A 17829-nucleotide genomic window follows, 5' to 3' on the forward strand; every position below is an offset into this window, starting at 1 on the left:
AGGGCGAGGTTCGGCGGCGAGCAAAGGCCGAGGACCAATGTCCCTCCTCCTGATAATGCTGCTCATGACAACAATTGGCCACGCGCTACACCGCCCTGATCGCCCAGCCCCATGCGCCGCGCCTGTACTCTGCCAATAACCCTGTCGCCCGGTTCATAGACCCGCAACTCATTCTCGGCATTCATCAGATAAAATGGAATGCCCCATTCATTGGCAAGCTCGGTATCGGTCCGGGAAAAATAATCACGGGTCCAGTGCTGCGCGCCATGGGTATGCCAGAACGCCACAAGGCGACTATGCTCGGGCAATCGAAACGAGACAGTGACATGATCCTGCCCGCTCACACCAGCACCCACGGTATAGCCGTATAACAGCTGCCCATTAATCTCCTGCAGATATATACCACCCATGAATTCAATGTCCCTGGCCACCGAAGTCGGATTGTAGACCTTGACGGCAGCCCGAACTGCTGCCAGCTCTGTATGATACCTGGGACCCTGTATCAGAGCGCCACTTTCCGTCACCGCCATGGCTCCGGGAATGACCAGCAGGCCTGCTAACATCATCAACGTAGATAAAGACAGCATGGTTTCTCTCCTTGTTGGGAGAGCTCAGTGTCATCTTTTCCAACGTCCCAAGCCTGCGGAAACCATGAGGGATATCCGATTTTAATGTCGCCAGGGTGTCTAAAAGCTTCGGAAAACCTTCGTTTTTGTGTTCGGGTATTGACGACTCGGTCAAATTGCCGTTTATTAAGGCAATAAAGATCAGGGTCAAACCATGACATTGTCAGATTCATCAAGCAAACACGACAACACGCTGTACCAATTTGGCGACTGGCAGTTTAGCGCTGGCCCGGGTTTACTGATCAAGGACGGACACCCCCAGCATGCCGAACCCAAAGTCATCGCTGTTTTGTTATGCCTGATAAAATCCCGGGGCAATCTGGTCACCCGGGAAGAATTACTGAGCCAGGTGTGGCCGCGAGTGGTGGTCAACGACGAAGTGCTGACACGAGCGATATCCGAGCTCCGCAGTCTGCTCGGTGACAGTGGACGCAGCCGTCGCTATATCCAGACCGTGCCAAAGCGGGGCTACCTTTTTGTCATGCCGGTGGCATCAATTTCGCAGCCCTCGTCTGCCAACCCGTCCAGAACGCCCTGGTCGATACAGGCGCTGCCAACCTTATTTCAGACATGGTCGCGGTTTTTCATGACTGCGAATGGCGTTCGCGTAAAAACTATGGCACTGCTGCTTGCCGTGATAAGCGTGACCACTTATCACGGCTGGCGTCAGTACGATCTCGACACTGTTGCAGTTACACAGCAGCCCACGCCAGCGTTTAACTCACAATCAGCTTTACGACGTGAACTGGCAACAATGCACACCGTGCTGGACGCTGACAAAATCGACGACAACCAGGTACGGCAAATATTTCTGCAGCCGTTAACGGCGTTAACTGAGGACTCAGAGACGGAGGCGTTTGCGGCCGGGTTGACGGCAGATCTGCAACATGAAATAACGCAACAGCCCATGTTTCAGGTCGTGCATCAACTGGGCAGTGCATTATCAAATCCCGAGTTTGTGCTGGGCGGCAATGTACGCATTTATCAGCGCCAGGCCAGAATCGTTCTGCAACTGATCGACACACAGAGCGCCAGTCTTATCTGGAGCGGAAGCTTTGAGGCAGAACTTGAATCGCCTCTGAGAATGCAGGCAAAAATTGCCAGAACCGTCAGCCAGCAGCTGATACAGGCCTAACCCCGAGCCCGGCAATTCAATCTCTCTGTGTATGCGTGCGCTCAGGTGTACTCAAACTGCCGCATATAAACGGCATTGTCCTGCGCGCTTTCCAGGGGCGTGGTACCGGCATAGGATTCCTGCTCCACCATAAAAAAGCGCATACCATGCTCGTAGGCAACCGGCAGAATGCCGGGGTAATCAATGACCCCCTGACCCAACGTGGTAGACGCAGTGAACGAATCCGCCGGCATGTTCGGCAATCGATCCTTGACGTGTGAAAATGCGAATCGACCCGGGTATTTACGAATCCACGTTAGCGGATCCTGCCCGGCAGCCACCAGCCAGAATATGTCCAGTTCAAAATCGACCAGTTCGGGATCTGTATTCTGCATCAGCACATCGTGCGGTATCTCGCCGTTCAGCTCAAAAAACGTATAATGGTGATTGTGGTATGCGAATCGGAGTCCAGCCTCACGACAGATTTCACCGCACCGATTAAAGCGGTCAGCAAAACGGCGATAATCATCCAGTGACGCCTGCGCGCCAATCAGCGGACAGATCAGATACTGCATGCCGGCTTCTGCTGCCTCATTTGCTTTACGCTCAAAATCCTCCTCAATACTGCAGTGACTGGCGACCGGATCCATACCCAGGTCGCGTACATAGCGACCAAAACTTTCCGGTGAATGCCCCCAGAACATGCCCGAGGGCCCTTCATAACTCTGTATTTGCCGATACCCGAATTGGGCGAGCTGCTGAAGCACGCCATCAGGGTCTGCCGGCATGTCGGCGCGCAAACTGTAAAGCTGAATACCGAATGGGTAGTTGCTCTGTGCAGCTTCGGACGAACAACGCAGCAAGGCCAGTTGACTCAAGCCGGCAGCGGCGGCGCTCATTTTCAGAAATTTTCTTCTTTGCATCTGCAATGACTCCAATAGCAGGAAAAGTAACGGGTGGTAATCAGATTGCCCAGGCTGTGTCACCCTTCTGATAGGGGTAGCAGCCGTCGTATCGGCCGGGAACGGGCACCAGCCTCAGCACCTGGGTCTGCACAATTTCGGAGGTAAAATAGGCAAACAACGTGAGTTGTTTAAGCATGACAAAATAATGCACCGGACTGTCAGGCGCGCGCGGATAACTTCTCGCCACCTGATCCAGTTCGCGCAGGAATTCGGTGCGTTGCTGATCTGACAGCTCAGCAAAATCCTGGCCAAAACGTACCTGGCACAGTTCCCGAAACGCCTCCAGGCCTTGATAAAAAACCGTCTGATCTTCGCTGTCATAACAGTCTTCGACTATTTTGATCATGAACGGCGCTACCGCTGCGTCCTTGGCACCAGGCGTGTCGGTACGAGGAATAATGGTCTCGGCTATTTCAGCAATCAGTGGCGACACGTTCGGATCGCTACTGAGGTTGCCGGTGTTTCTGGCGCCGCTCGCGCTGGTGCAGCCGGCGAGAAGCACAGGGCTGCCAACCATGGCATAACCGGTCGCGGACATTATCATTGTTAACAGTTCACGTCTGTTCATGTCACAGGTTTCCTCTTTTTAATTCGGCCACCGCATAGTCTGCCGCTCGTGCGGTCAATGCCATATAGGTCAGGGAAGGATTTACGCACGACGCTGAAGTCATACAGGCTCCATCGGTGACAAAAACATTCAGCGCATCCCATACCTGGTTGTGTGCATTCAACACCGACGTTGCCGGGTCGCGGCCCATTCTGGCCGTGCCCATTTCATGGATACCCATGCCCGGCGCATAACCCGAATCACGACCGCGAACCTCTTTGACACCAGCCGCCTCCAGCATCTCCATCGCATCGGCCACCATGTCCTTACGCATGGCAAACTCGTTTTCCTTAATGCTGACGTCAAAGGCAAGGATTGGCAGTCCCCACTTGTCGGTTCTGTTCCGATTAAGAAAAATTCGATTCTCATGATAGGGCAACATTTCACCAAACGCGGTCATGCCTATGGTCCAGTCACCCGGCTGGGTCAGCGCCTGCTTAAAATCGGCACCCACATTCAATTCACTGATATCACGACTCCAGCCAGTGCGGCTGGCCGAACCCTGATAACCAAAACCACGCACATAATCACGCTGGTCATTGCCGACATTGCGGAAACGAGGCACATAAAACCCATTGGGTCGCCGGCCATAGTAGTATTTATCTTCATAGCCTTCTACGCGGCCTGATGCACCCAGACGGAAGTGATGGTCCATCACATTATGACCCAGCTCACCGCTGCTACTGCCCAGGCCATCGGGCCAGACATCCGTGGCGGAGTTCATCAGAATCCAGGTTGAATTAAAGGCGGAGGCATTGAGAAACACCACTTTGGCCTTGTATTCGATAACTTCATTGGTTTCCGCATCCACCACCTCAACACCGGTAGCGCGTTTGGTGTCCTTGTCATACAACACACGTGTCACAATTGAAAACGGCCGCAGAGTCAGATTGCCTGTCGCCATCGCGGCCGGCAACGTTGTCGACTGGGTACTGAAAAAGGCGCCAAAGGAACAGCCCCGCCAGCAGCGGTTTCGGTACTGACACTGCACCCGATTCTGTTCAGGCCGGGACTCGGTGATATTGGCGACGCGACCAATAAATAAATGCCGATCGCCATTAAAGTGAGACTTGATTCGGGCGGCAACATCTTTTTCGACGCAGTTCAGATCCATGGGCGGCAGGAAATTCCCGTCTGGCAACACCTCAAGCCCTTCTTTTGACCCACTGATCCCGGCAAACCCTTCAACATAGTCATACCAGGGTGCCAGGTCTTCATACCGAATCGGCCAATCAACGGCGATACCTTCACGCAGATTGGCGGCAAAATCCATTTTGTTCCAGCGATAGCTTTGTCGCCCCCACAACAGTGACCGGCCGCCAACCTGATAGGATCGATACCAGTCAAAGCGCTGAATCTCCTCATAGGGCGAATCCTGCTCGTTGGTCCAGCTACCCAGTGTCTGTTCATTCAGCGGATAGTCGCGACGCAGCACAGGATAATTCTCGATCATTTCCTGGGTGCGCATATCACGATGCGGAAACTCCCAGATTTCCTTATTCTCGTTAACGTAATCCTTTATATGCTCCAGGCTTCGACCCCGCTCCAGCATGATGACTTTGAGGCCTTTCTCGGTTAGCTCCTTGGCAGCCCAGCCACCACTGATACCTGAGCCAACCACGATTGCGTCATATTCATTGTGATTCATAAATTTCCTGTACGTTATTGTTATGGAATCAACCGGATTTTTATTCGAAACGGGAGATCAACTCGGCATGGGCGGCAGCGACCAGCCATCACGATACCGCGTACGGATCAGCCCCTCAGCAAACGCACTGGCATTGAGCGGCGCTGTGCGTGGCCGCGAAAATGACGGTCGCCCGTCGGTGATACTGAAACCTTCCTCAGTAATGATGGTCAACTCGTCATTGGCGTTAATATTGGCAAAACGCATATTATCGCCGTCCCAATCCAGTGCTTTGTTAAGCGCTTGCAAGCGCACTGCCAGCACCCCCATCACCACCGTTTCATTAAACGGTCCCGATTCGTGGAACGCGGACTTGGTTTCAGTCCGTGAGTCTGGACTCTCCTTGCAGGCGCGGATCCAGTCAAGATAGTGATTACTGTCGACACGTCGCTCAGTCTGCGCAACTGCAGGCTGACGCCCTGACAATAGCCATGGATCCGCTCCATAACACCCGCATACCAGCGTGTCTTTGCTGCCGTGAAATAACACCCCACCACCACGGTGATTCATGCTGCGACCTGCCGGCCAGCCCGCAGGTCGCAGCGGCTGCAGACCGCCGTCGTACCAGTCCAGTTTGACCGCAGGCAGCCGACCAAAACTGCTTTCACGCTGTGGATAGGACAAGGACACTTTTTGCGCTGCCGGCGCGCTGTCCTGAAGCAGTAAGGTCGAGCTACCCTGTACCTGTGTGGGGTAACCCAACTCCAGTGCCTTGAAGGCCGGATGCACGATGTGACAGGCCATATCGCCCAGTGCGCCGGTACCAAAGTCCCAGAATCCACGAAAGTTCCAGGGTGTGTAAATATCATGATACGGCCGCATGCGCGCCGGTCCGATAAACAGATCCCAGTTCATGGTATCCGGAATCGGCATGGCTACTTTTGGTGTATTGATGCCCTGGGGCCAGATGGGTCTGTCGGTAAACGCTTCGACATGGTTTACCTCACCGATTTCTCCGTTCCTGACCCACTCCACCATCAGGTTTACACCCTCGGCTGAGGCACCCTGGTTACCCATCTGAGTGGCAACCCGATAGTGCGCTGCCAGGCGTGTCAGCAAACGTGACTCGTACACCGTATGGGTCAATGGCTTTTCCACATAGACGTGTTTGCCAAGGCTCATGGCATAGGCGGCAACAGCTGCATGCGAATGATCAGATGTCGCCACTACCACCGCATCAATATCATTTAGCATTTCTTCATACATCACCCGCCAGTCCCAAAATTTCGACGCATTGGGAAACCGGTCAAAGCAACGCTGTGCATAACGCCAGTCGACATCACACAAGGCAACTATGCTGGCATCGTCGGCCATCGCCTGAAGCACACTGAAGCCACGTCCGCCAACGCCCACGCCCGCAATGTTAAGCCGATCACTGGGCGCGGTGTGACCCAGCCCGCTAACGACAAAACTCGGCACAATCAGGATACCAGCGGCCGTCGTTGCCCCACGTTTCAGCAAACGACGACGGGTGAAGCTCACACCCTCTGATTGATCTGAATTATTGTTATTATCAGTTTCACTCATAATGGTGACCTGTATTTTTGATCATACGGTGTACCTGAGCATAAACCGCTGAACTTCCTACGTCCATCACAAGTTAGTGACTTTTAAATCCTTCATTGTGATATTGTTTTATCGATCTCCTCCGTCAGGACAACGACCATGTTACGAGCACTTTCCCTGTTTATGCTGATTGTCAGCGCCGGCACAATCACTGCCTGTCAGCAGGCAACTGGCAACACACCTCCCAATATTATTGTCATCATGGCCGACGACCTGGGTTACGGTGATATTGGAGCCTATGGCGCATCGCTGATAGAAACGCCCAACCTGGACCGTATGAGCAATGAAGGCATCCGGCTGGACAGTTTCTATGCCAGTGCCAACATCTGTACACCCTCACGTGGCGGTCTGCTAACAGGACGTTATCCAGTTCGACTGGGCCTGACGGCGGACGTTGCACGACCGACCAATAACATCGGACTGGCACGCGAAGAAATCACCATCGCCCGTATACTTAAGGACCTGGGTTACAGCACCAGTCTGATTGGCAAATGGCATCTGGGCAGCCAGCCTCAGTACTCACCACTGCATTATGGATTCGACAGCTTTTTTGGTTTGCTACACAGCAATGACATGCACCCGCTGCAGTTGTATGACAACACTGACGTCATTGAAGACCCGGTCAACCAGTCAACACTGACGGAACGTTATACCGCGCAGGCGGTGAATTTTATCAACGATAATCGCGACCAGCCTTTTTTCCTGTACCTGCCGCATACCTTCCCGCACACACCCTTGCATACAGCGGCGCCGTTTGCAGGACAATCCGACGCCGGGCTTTACGGTGATACCGTAGAAACGCTTGACTGGAGCACTGGTCAGATACTGACAACACTTGCAGAGCTGGGGCTGGATGACAATACCCTGGTTATTTTCACCTCCGACAATGGCCCATGGTTTGAGGGCAGCGTCGGGCAACTGCGCGACCGCAAGGGTTCGTCCTGGGAAGGTGGCATGCGAGTCCCCTTTATCGCGCGCTGGCCCGCCATGATTCCTGCCGGCCAGGTCAGCAATGAGGCTGCCATGAATATCGACCTGCTTCCCACTTTGATCAAATTGGCCGGTGGTGATCTGCCGGCCGATCGCCCGATTGACGGCAAAGATATAATGCCCATGCTGAGTGAGGGCGCAGAAAGCCCACACGAAGCCCTGTTTCTGTTCCAGAATGATCGCATCGCCGGTGTTCGCAGTGGCAAATGGAAGCTGGTGGTGGAATCCTCCTACCGTAGCGTCATCACCAGTTTTGATCATGCCGATTCCTACTATGCGCCGACAGGTCTGTTATTCGATCTGCAGTTGGATCCGGGTGAAACCTACAGCTATGCCCGGGAAAACCCGGAAGTCGTGAATCGGCTTCGCACACATCTGGAGCAGGCACAGCAAGCGCTGGACACATCGGTGCTCGATGCCATGTGGATTCTACCCTGACCGGCGCCGCGACAGCTGCTAAACTGGCCACAAAGACAAAGGCCAGGAGGCAGACATGTCACGATGGATACAGGTAGACGAAGCAATAAACAACTATATCAATGAGCATCTTGAACAGGAACAACCCGTTCTGAACGCACTGTTTGCAGAGACGGCGCAACTGGAAGATGCTCAGATGCAGATCTCACACGAGCAGGCGCGCTTCATGAACACTGTGCTGCGCAGTATGCAGATACAACGATGTATTGAGATCGGCGTATACACTGGGTACAGCACACTGGTCACCGCACAGGCCCTGTCACCCGGCGGAACCATTATCGCCTGTGATCTGAGCGAAGAGTGGACGAGCATTGCCCGTCGCTACTGGCAACAGGCGGGCGTCGCTGACCGTATTGATCTGCGTCTGGCACCTGCTTCCGACACACTGGCGGCACTGCTCGATGCGGGTGACGTTGGGCAGTATGATTTTGTGTTCATTGATGCTGATAAAACGGCGTACGACGACTACTATGAACAATCACTCAAACTGCTGCGCCCGGGCGGGCTGATGATGATAGATAACTGCCTGTGGTACGGCCAGGTGCTTGATTCTGACAGCACGGATGGCGACACCCGGGCCATTCAGGCGCTGAACAAAAAGATCGCCGCCGATAACCGGGTCAACAGCAGCCTGGTGCCCATTGGCGACGGTATTCACATGGTTTACAAACAATGACCAGCTTGCTGCCGACATGCTGCATTAAAGTGCGACCTTGATGCAGTCTACTGCCCGCAGTGCTTTACTGACTGCGGCATCGGTATCGTCAGCGCGCGCCAGTGCCACACCCAAACGTCGCTCGCCACGCACTTCAGGTTTGCCAAACAAACGCAGGTCGGTATCCGGCTCCGACAGCGCCAATTGCAGATTGCTGTATTGCATATCTTCCGAGTCGCCCGCGACCAGTAGCACCGCCGATGCCGATGGACCCAGCTGCCGGATCACCGGAATCGGCAAACCCAGAATGGCGCGGGCATGCAATGCAAACTCGGACAGGTTCTGCGAAATCAGTGTGACCAGACCGGTATCATGAGGGCGAGGCGACACCTCACTGAAGTAGACATTGTCACCTTTGACGAATAATTCAACACCGAACAGGCCAAAACCACCCAGCGACTTCGTCACTGAAGCGGCAATTCGCTGTGCCTCCGCCAACGCCACCTGGCTCATGGCCTGTGGTTGCCAGGATTCGCGGTAGTCACCTTTTTCCTGGCGATGTCCAATCGGTGCACAGAAACTGGTGCCGTCGCGGTGGCGGACGGTCAACAAAGTAATCTCGTAATCAAAGTCGACAAAACCTTCAACGATCACTTTACCCTGTCCGCTGCGACCACCCGACTGTGCGTAATCCCAGGCGCGTGCGATATCATCAGTCGACGTGACCAGACTCTGGCCTTTTCCTGACGACGACATGATGGGTTTGATAACACAGGGCAGACCCACCTGATCAACGGCTTTCAGATATTGTTCTCTGGTATCAGCGAACTGATAGGGTGAGGTCGATAATCCCAGCTCTTCGGCTGCCAGTCGACGAATGCCTTCCCGGTTCATGGTCAACTGTGCCGCCCGCGCCGACGGAATCACATGCCAGCCTTCTGCCTCCAGTTTCACCAACTCGTCAGTGGCAATGGCTTCAATCTCCGGCACCACCAGGTGCGGCCTTTCCTGTTCCACCAGAGACCGCAGAGCAACACCGTCGAGCATATTGATGACATGGCTGCGATGCGCCACCTGCATGGCCGGCGCATTGGCATATCGATCCACGGCAATGACTTCACAGCCAAAACGCATCAGTTCAATGACAACTTCTTTGCCCAGTTCGCCACTGCCCAGAAACATCACGCGCGTGGCGTTGGTTGCTAGCGGTGTGCCCAGTGTAACGGTGTCAGAAAGATTTTCTTGATCAGGTTTGCGAGACATCAGTTTCCCCGGAAATTACGGTAAATCATCGAGACTGCGAAAGCTTCAGGCGGGCTCATCGATAGTCACTCGACAGCAGCACTCTGCCCGGCAGTTCACCGGTCATGTCGCCATTCAGCAAGACCGGACGGCCATTCACAAACACATGCTCAACACCCTGGGCGTAACGATGCGGAGCGTCGAATGTTGAGCGATCTAATACGGTTGTCAGATCGATTACGGCAACATCAGCCATAGCGCCTACTTCCAGACGGCCACGATCATACAGATTAATTCGATCGGCGGGTTTCATGCTCATTTTGTGAATCGCTGTATGCGGGGCGAATACACGCTCATCACGGGAAAAGTGGCCCAGTACACGGGCAAAGGTGCCATAGTTGCGCGGATGCGGCACGCGCTCAGACGGACCTTCAATGCCACCGTCGGACGCGATCATGGTGCGGTCGTGACGCATGATGTTGCGCATGTCATCTTCGTCTATGGCATGGAACACGGCGCTGCAGTTGCCGGCATAGACCAGTTCCATCAGCAATTCAGCGGCATTCTGGTGGCTGACATCGCGCTCCTGCAAGCGCAGAATTTCACTCAGGTTCAGACCATTAAGCGTGTTGTCATGCGGGCAGTTGGCAATGCCCACATTGGCCGGATCATCACCTCCCCGATCCACTTCAATGTTGTAAACAATGGCGTCCTTAAGACGCTGCCGTTGCTCTGAGTCTTCCATACGTGCAAGCAACGCGTCACGGCCGCCGTCCAGGCTCCAGCCCGGAAACAGAATGGTCAGGCTGGTCGACGATGCAGTATAGGGATACTGGTCAATGGACACATCAACACCGCGCGCCAGCGCTTCATCAACCAGCCGCAGGGTGTCTTCAGAGCGCCCCCACATCGGTGCGCCAACAATCTTGTGATGCGTAATCTGGGTAGGCAGACCACCTTCTTCGCCGATACGTATGGTCTCGTTGACACTGTCCAGCACGGCCAGGCCTTCTTCACGCATATGGCTGATGTAGATACCGTCATACTCGCCGGCAACTTTCGCCAATTCCACAACCTCTTCGGTCTGGGCAAACCTGCCCGGCGCATAGATCAGCCCGGACGACAGGCCGAAGGCACCTGACTCCATTGCCAGCCTGACCTGTTCCCGCATCAGATTCAGCTCCTCTTCGGTTGCTGGCCGGTCATCTTCACCTACGACCAGACCACGAATCGAGCCATGGCCGACAAAGGTCGCGAAGTTGACCGAGGCCGGGGCCGCTTCCAATGCATCAAAGGTATCCGTGATGGGTAGCGGTGAACTGCCATCAGGCCCACCCACGATGGTGGTCACACCCTGGCGTATCAGGTTCTCGGCATCCGGCCAGCGAAAAATGCCATCGTTGAGATCATCGCGCACGGCGTGACTGTGTATATCAACAAATCCCGGCATCACTGCCAGCCCGGACACATCCAGGGTCAGCGCTGATTCACGACCGGACAGCGAACCAATGGCCACTACCCGGTCGTCAATGATGCCAATATCGCCAACCACCGGCGGTGCATCCATGCCGGTATACAACATGCCGCCGGTCAGCAGAATATCCAGCGGCTGATCCGGAGTCGCTTCCTGTTCCGCCGAGCAGGAAGCCAGCAGCACTGCAACAATCAGATAGCGTATATTCATGGTATTTGCCTTATTGCCAGCTTTTCACCAGCTCATCATAATCAATTGTCATTGGTTGTGGTTTTTCATTGTCCAATGGCGGTTTCGGGGCTCCGGGCTGGGCAAACCAGTATTCCCGGCTCTGCGGCTCATTCAGCTGCGGCCCACACTCTCCCAGCACATTGGCGCGCTCCAGTCGTTGCATCAAACGGTCCTGATCCGCAGCCAGCGAGGTCAGCGCTTCCTGAGGCGTCTTGGCACCGGATGCGGCATCTCCGATATTCTGCCACCACAACTGAGCCAGACGCGGATAGTCCGCGACATTGGTGCCGGTCGGTGTCCATTGCAGGCGCGCAGGCGAGCGGTAAAACTCAACCAGTCCGCCCAGCTCATCGGCCCGCTCGGTGAAACTTTCATGACGAATATCAGAATCACGAATAACTGTCAGTCCCACGTGACTTTTCTTTAATGAGACTGTTTTCGAGGTTACAAATTGCGCATACAGCCATGCCGCACTGGCGCGATCCGCCGGCGTGGATTTCATCAGGGTCCAGGCACCGGCATCCTGGTAACCCAGTTTTTGTCCTTCTTCCCAGTACGCGCCGCGGGGCGAAGGTGCCATGCGCCATTTGGGAGTACCGTCCTCGTTCATCACCGGCAATCCGGGCCGCACCATATCGGCAGTAAAGGTGGTATACCAGAAAATCTGCTGAGCGATGTTGCCCTGGGCCGGTACCGGGCCGGCCTCACTGAACACCATGCCAGCCGCCTCCGGTGGCGCATACTTCTGCAACCAGTCCACGTACTTGGTCACCGAATACACCGCCGCCGGACCGTCAGTGGCGCCGCCGCGCTCAACACTGGAGCCGACCGGGCGGCAGCCATCAACACGAATGCCCCACTCATCCACCGGCAGGCCATTGGGGATACCAACATCCCCGGCACCGGCCATCGACAGCCAGGCATCAGTAAAGCGCCAACCCAGTGAGGGATCCTTTTTGCCGTAATCCATGTGACCATAAACCCGGCGCCCGTCGATGGTGCCAATGTCATTGGTAAAAAATTCGGCAATATCCTCATACGCTGACCAGTTCACCGGCACGCCCAATTCATATCCGTACTTGGCCTGGAACTGCGCTTTGATCTCCGGATCCGTGAACCAGTCGTAACGGAACCAGTACAGGTTGGCAAACTGCTGATCTGGCAACTGGTATACTTTGCCGTCCGGCGCAGTAGTAAACGACAGACCAATAAAGTCTTCCAGATCCAGCGTCGGTGATGTGACGCTGGCGCCCTCGCCGGCCATCCAGTCAGTCAGGTTGCGCACCTGCTGATAACGAAAGTGGGTGCCAATCAGGTCAGAGTCATTGACATAGGCGTCATAAATATTTTCCCCAGACTGCATCTGTGTCTGCAGTTTTTCTACCACATCGCCTTCACCAATCAGGTCATGTGTCACTTCAATGCCGGTGATCTCGGTAAACGCCCGGGCCAGCGTCTGCGCTTCATATTCATGAGTGGTCAACGTCTCTGATACAACTTTTATTTCCATGCCACGATACGGCTGCGCAGCCTCAATAAACCATTGCATTTCACTCATCTGTTGGTCACGGCTCAGCGTCGACGGCTGAAACTCGTCAAGCCAGCGTTGAGCCGCTTCGGTATCCGCCAGCAAGGGTGATGTTGCCAAAAGCAATAATGGGCTGGCGGCGCCGACCATGACAGAGAGAGCAGTTTTTTTGTGCAACATGGAACATCTCCTCGGAAAGAAAAACCTATACAAACAGAAAAACCAGCAGTGCAAAAAAAGCGCACAGTACCAATGCCCACCATAACGGCGAACCGAACACGGCCAACCAGGCCAGATTGATAAAGGCGCTGCCCAGCAGGGTAACAAACAGTCGGTCGCCACGCGTGGTTTCAAACCGGAGAATACCTTTGCGTGGCTGACCACCTGGGCTGACCACTTCCCAGGCACACATCACTGCAATCAGACTGGCAATGACAATAAAAAATATGGCGGTTGGAGTCGTCCAGCCCATCCACGATAGATCCATTGGCTCCCGCTCCTTACACCCGACCGAGGGCAAATCCCCGGGCGATATGATGACGAACAAAATAAATAACCAGGGCGCCGGGAATGACGGTCAATACGCCGGCCGCTGCCAGCACACCCCAATCGAGTCCGGACGCCGACACAGTCCTTGTCATGATGGCAGAGATGGGTTTGGCATCTGTGACTGTCAATGTACGGGCAATCAGCAATTCCACCCACGAAAACATGAAACAGAAAAATGCCGCGACGCCGATGCCCGACGCGATCAGCGGCATGAATATCCTGCCAAAGAAACGAGGAAAAGAATAACCATCAATGTAGGCGGTTTCGTCTATTTCCTTGGGCACACTGGACATGAAGCCTTCCAGAATCCAGACCGCCAACGGTACATTGAACAGACAGTGCGCAAGCGCCACCGCGATGTGCGCATCGATCAACCCGAAAGCAGAATATAACTGAAAGAATGGCAACACAAACACCGCCGGTGGTGCCATGCGATTGGTCAACAGCCAGAAGAACAGATGCTTGTCACCCAGAAACCGGTAGCGGGAAAACGCATAGGCCGCCGGTAAAGCGACTGCCAGCGAAATCACCGTGTTCATCACCACATAAATCATGGAGTTGATGTAACCACTGTACCAGCTGGCGTCCGTCAGAATGGTCTGGTAATTCTGCAGCGTAAAGTCCTGCGGCCAAAACGAGAACGTTGACAGGATCTCCTGATTGGTTTTGAAGCTCATCATCAGCAGCCAGTACAACGGCAACATCAGGAACACGATATACAGTGTTGGCACCAGCCAGGTGTTTCGACCAGCAGAGGTTCTGATCGGTGTCATTGCGTGCCCCCCTGTCGCCCATCGGTAACCGACTCATTGTCCTGCTGGGTCATCACGGTATAGAACACCCAGCTGATTAACAGGATGATCAGGAAATAAATCAGCGACATGGCCGCCGCTGGCCCCAGATCAAACTGACCAATCGCCATTTGCACCAGATCAATGGAGAGAAATGTTGTCGCATTGCCCGGTCCGCCGCCGGTAACCACAAAGGGTTCGGTGTAGATCATGAACGAATCCATGAACCGCAACAGCACGGCAATGACCAGCACACGGCGCATCTTGGGTAACTGAATGTACCTGAACACGGCCCAGCGCGATGCCCCGTCAATACGCGCCGCCTGATAATAGGCGTCCGGTATCGAGACAAGACCGGAATAACACAGCAGCACCACCAGGCTGGTCCAGTGCCAGACATCCATGACAATCAGTGTCACCCAGGCATCAAAGGTATCCTGCGTGTAATTGTAATCTACGCCGAGTGCGGCCAGCGAATGCCCAAGCAGCCCAATATCGACACGGGCAAATACCTGCCAGATGGTCCCCACCACATTCCAGGGAATCAGCAATGGCAGTGCCATCAATACCAGGCAGACCGACACTCCCCAGCCACGTCGGGGCATGGCCAGCGCTACCGCAATGCCCAGCGGGATTTCTATCAACAGAATGATGCCGGAGAACAACAGGTTGCGCATCAGTGAGTTGTGGAAGCGCTCTGATGCCAGCACCTCCTGAAACCACTCCAGCCCCACCCAGTAGAACTCGTTATTGCCAAAGGAGTCCTGCACAGAATAGTTCACCACCGTCATCAATGGGATGATGGCGCTGAACGCGACCAGCAACAGCACAGGCAACACAAAAAACCAGGCTTTGTTGTTATACGGTTTCACAAATAGCTCCGGGGTGTCACAAGCAGCTCCAGGATTTCACAAATAGCTTTATCATATCGATGCCCCACTCACCAGCTGCGAGTTCTGATAAATGTTGATGCGCTCACTGTCGAACTCCACGCAAGGATCACTGGGAATCGGCTGGTGCTCGGGTACAATAATGTCAAGCCGGTGATGCTGCAGCTGCGCCCTCGCAATTCGGTATCGGCCCACGTCTTCAACACCAACTATCTGTACCGGCATGCCATGCCCATTGTCAGCCAGACGGACAAACTCCGGACGAATCCCCAGCTCCACTACGCCGGACAACTCCGGATACTGCCTCGCCAGTGCGATCCGGCGACCGTCTATCACGGCCTCATTGCCAGCCACTTCGCAGGGCAATACATTCATGCCGGGTGAGCCGATAAATTGACCGACAAAGGTATGTTGCGGCGTATCAAACAACTCCTGCGGCGTGCCCATCTGCACAACTTCGCCGGCCAGCATCACCACAACCTTGTCAGCGAAGGTCAGCGCTTCGGTCTGGTCATGTGTCACATAAATCATGGTGTGACCGAACTGACGGTGAATCTGCTTGAGCTGGGTGCGCAACTGCCACTTCAAATGTGGATCAATGACCGTCAGGGGTTCATCAAACAGAATCGCATTGACATCTGTGCGCACCAGCCCACGTCCCAAAGATATTTTCTGTTTGTCATCGGCGCTCAATCCACGCGCTTTGCGATTGGCCAGAGATTCCAGGCCGAGCATGGCGATTGCCTGTTGTACCCGCGCATTGATATCGGCGGCGCTCAGTTTGTCTGCCCCCCGGCGGTTGCGTAGTGGAAAAGCCAGGTTCTCTGCCACGGTCATGGTGTCGTACAACACCGGGAACTGGAACACCTGGGCTATATTGCGCCGCTCTGTGGGCAGGGTTCCGACATCGGTATCGTCGAATAACAGCTGCCCTTCGCTGGGCTGTAACAGGCCTGATATGATATTCAGCAATGTGGTTTTGCCACAGCCAGATGGTCCCAGCAGGGCGTAGGCGCCACCGTCATGCCATTCATGCGTTAATGCTTTCAGGGCATAGCTGTTGCCGCCATCATAAGAGTGCGCAATGTTATTGAGTGTAATTTTAGCCATGACTGCCTGTGCTGTTGTCTGTCATCTGTTTCATGTCCCTGTTGCACTCGCTGCTGTCGGGCGAACCCCGTCACCGGGCGCCAGCACCCGTTGACCGCTGCGATCAAACAGATAAATATCGTCGGATGAAAAATACAGCGGCATGACGGCATCAACCGCCAGGTGACGAATGCCGTGCGTCAGACTCACCCAGGGTCGCCCGGCCACCTGCAGATGCACATAGGTTTCCGAGCCGGTGATCTCTGTGACCCGCACCTGGCCCTCAATTGCGCACTGTTTTTTGGCGTCACCTGTGGCCAGGGAGAGGTGCCATGGCCGCAGCGCCAGCGTGTACTCGGCATCCGGCAAGGCCGCCTGCTGAGGCGACAGGGCAACGACAAAACGGTCCAGCTGCAATTCGGCGCCCACTTTAACTACCGTCGCGGTATTCATTGGCGGATCGGAGAAGGTTTTTGCCGTGATCAGGTCACTAGGGTGATGGAACACTTCGATGGTACGGCCAAACTGGGTCACTCGCCCCTGATGCATCGTCGCGGTGTTTCCGCCCAATAGCAGTGCCTCCGAGGGCTCTGTACTGGCATACACCAGTATGGCGCCCAGCTCGGCAAAAATTCGGGGTAACTCCTGACGCAATTCTTCACGCAATTTGTAATCCAGGTTCGCCAGCGGCTCATCCAGCAACACCAGCTGGGAATCCTTGACCAGCGCCCGGGCGATGGCCGTGCGCTGTTGCTGACCACCTGACAACTGCGCCGGCCGCTTGTCCAGGAACTCGGTCAATCGCAACAGATCAGCAGCATGACGCACTTTTTTATCGATGTCGGCTGCCGCCAGTCTGGCGACCCGCAATGGGGAAGCGATATTTTCGTAGATACTCAGGGTAGGATAATTGATGAACTGCTGATAAACCATGGCAACGCGACGCTTCTGCACCGGGATGTTGAGGACGCTGCGTCCGTCCAGCAGGATATCGCCACGGGTGGGTTTGTCCAGTCCCGCCATTAGCCGCATCAGACTGGTTTTACCTGACAGGGTGGGCCCCAACAGCACATTCATTGATCCGCGCGTCAATTGCAGACTGACATCACGAATATGATCCTCGTTGTCCACGCGTCTGCTTACGCCTGCCAGTTCCAGCATCCCCTACCCTGTTTGTTGTCGTTGTTGTAGATGGTTATGTGTTCTTGTTGTTTTGATTAGTTGTTTTGCTCATGCATTATTACCATATTAGACTGATGATTTGCAGTACTTGTATTACAAAACTTGTTGATGCAGAACTACGCTTGCAAATAGCTCCTGCAATACAGCTATTGCCAAACCCGCTTTC

16 protein-coding genes are annotated in these 17829 nt (G+C 54.6%); 3 read left to right on the forward strand and 13 right to left on the reverse strand.

The features are described from left to right. Positions 1 to 62: 62 nt before the first annotated feature. Positions 63 to 587, reverse strand: coding sequence for a DUF4329 domain-containing protein (locus PHACT_RS02350; protein WP_070115735.1), 525 nt, complete (start codon positions 585 to 587; stop codon positions 63 to 65). A 193-nt stretch (positions 588 to 780) separates the two neighbouring features. On the opposite strand from PHACT_RS02350, the gene PHACT_RS02355 reads away from it, so the two are divergent. Continuing rightward, entirely contained in the window at positions 781 to 1761 is a 981-nt protein-coding gene (locus PHACT_RS02355; protein WP_070115736.1) for a winged helix-turn-helix domain-containing protein, read from the forward strand. A gap of 41 nt (positions 1762 to 1802) precedes the next feature. Here PHACT_RS02355 and PHACT_RS02360 read toward each other — a convergent pair whose 3' ends face one another. Genes PHACT_RS02360 through PHACT_RS02375 form a run of 4 tightly spaced genes read right to left on the reverse strand, consistent with a single transcriptional unit; the run spans position 1803 to position 6526 of the window. Beyond that, a complete protein-coding gene (locus PHACT_RS02360) occupies positions 1803 to 2663 on the reverse strand; it encodes a sugar phosphate isomerase/epimerase family protein (protein WP_070115737.1) in 861 nt (286 codons plus the stop codon). A gap of 40 nt (positions 2664 to 2703) precedes the next feature. Then, positions 2704 to 3273 carry a gluconate 2-dehydrogenase subunit 3 family protein gene (locus PHACT_RS02365; protein WP_070115738.1) on the reverse strand — a complete coding sequence of 190 codons (570 nt, stop codon included), beginning with the start codon at positions 3271 to 3273 and terminating at the stop codon, positions 2704 to 2706. Position 3274: 1 nt separating this feature from the next. Further along, a complete protein-coding gene (locus PHACT_RS02370; protein WP_070115739.1) occupies positions 3275 to 4960 on the reverse strand; it encodes a GMC oxidoreductase in 1686 nt (561 codons plus the stop codon). Positions 4961 to 5017: 57 nt separating this feature from the next. Continuing rightward, positions 5018 to 6526, reverse strand: a complete 1509-nt coding sequence (locus PHACT_RS02375) for a Gfo/Idh/MocA family protein (RefSeq protein ID WP_070115740.1) — start codon at positions 6524 to 6526, stop codon at positions 5018 to 5020. Positions 6527 to 6664: 138 nt separating this feature from the next. Between PHACT_RS02375 and PHACT_RS02380 the strand changes: the two genes are divergently transcribed. After that, a complete protein-coding gene (locus tag PHACT_RS02380) occupies positions 6665 to 7993 on the forward strand; it encodes a sulfatase family protein (RefSeq protein WP_070115741.1) in 1329 nt (442 codons plus the stop codon). A gap of 55 nt (positions 7994 to 8048) precedes the next feature. Continuing rightward, positions 8049 to 8708: an O-methyltransferase gene (locus PHACT_RS02385; protein ID WP_070115742.1), complete on the forward strand. Its 660-nt coding sequence runs from the start codon at positions 8049 to 8051 to the stop codon at positions 8706 to 8708. A gap of 24 nt (positions 8709 to 8732) precedes the next feature. Here PHACT_RS02385 and purT read toward each other — a convergent pair whose 3' ends face one another. The 8 genes from purT to PHACT_RS02425 form a co-directional block, all read right to left on the reverse strand. Next, entirely contained in the window at positions 8733 to 9950 is a 1218-nt protein-coding gene (gene purT, locus PHACT_RS02390; protein ID WP_070115743.1) for a formate-dependent phosphoribosylglycinamide formyltransferase, read from the reverse strand. Between the two features lie 55 nt (positions 9951 to 10005). After that, positions 10006 to 11613 (reverse strand): N-acyl-D-amino-acid deacylase family protein, encoded by a 1608-nt coding sequence (locus PHACT_RS02395; RefSeq protein ID WP_070115744.1) that lies wholly within the window; start codon positions 11611 to 11613, stop codon positions 10006 to 10008. Positions 11614 to 11623: 10 nt separating this feature from the next. Next, positions 11624 to 13342 (reverse strand): ABC transporter substrate-binding protein, encoded by a 1719-nt coding sequence (locus tag PHACT_RS02400; protein WP_070115745.1) that lies wholly within the window; start codon positions 13340 to 13342, stop codon positions 11624 to 11626. A 25-nt stretch (positions 13343 to 13367) separates the two neighbouring features. Further along, positions 13368 to 13649, reverse strand: coding sequence for a DUF2160 domain-containing protein (locus PHACT_RS02405; RefSeq protein WP_070115746.1), 282 nt, complete (start codon positions 13647 to 13649; stop codon positions 13368 to 13370). A gap of 13 nt (positions 13650 to 13662) precedes the next feature. Beyond that, positions 13663 to 14415, reverse strand: a complete 753-nt coding sequence (locus tag PHACT_RS02410) for a carbohydrate ABC transporter permease (RefSeq protein ID WP_397389513.1) — start codon at positions 14413 to 14415, stop codon at positions 13663 to 13665. Positions 14416 to 14480: 65 nt separating this feature from the next. Continuing rightward, positions 14481 to 15374 (reverse strand): carbohydrate ABC transporter permease, encoded by an 894-nt coding sequence (locus PHACT_RS02415; protein WP_070115748.1) that lies wholly within the window; start codon positions 15372 to 15374, stop codon positions 14481 to 14483. A gap of 51 nt (positions 15375 to 15425) precedes the next feature. After that, positions 15426 to 16502: an ABC transporter ATP-binding protein gene (locus PHACT_RS02420; protein WP_070115749.1), complete on the reverse strand. Its 1077-nt coding sequence runs from the start codon at positions 16500 to 16502 to the stop codon at positions 15426 to 15428. Positions 16503 to 16532: 30 nt separating this feature from the next. Continuing rightward, positions 16533 to 17642: an ABC transporter ATP-binding protein gene (locus tag PHACT_RS02425; RefSeq protein ID WP_070115750.1), complete on the reverse strand. Its 1110-nt coding sequence runs from the start codon at positions 17640 to 17642 to the stop codon at positions 16533 to 16535. Positions 17643 to 17829 lie beyond the last annotated feature (187 nt).

Source organism: Pseudohongiella acticola, assembly GCF_001758195.1.
GTDB lineage: Bacteria > Pseudomonadota > Gammaproteobacteria > Pseudomonadales > Pseudohongiellaceae > Pseudohongiella > Pseudohongiella acticola.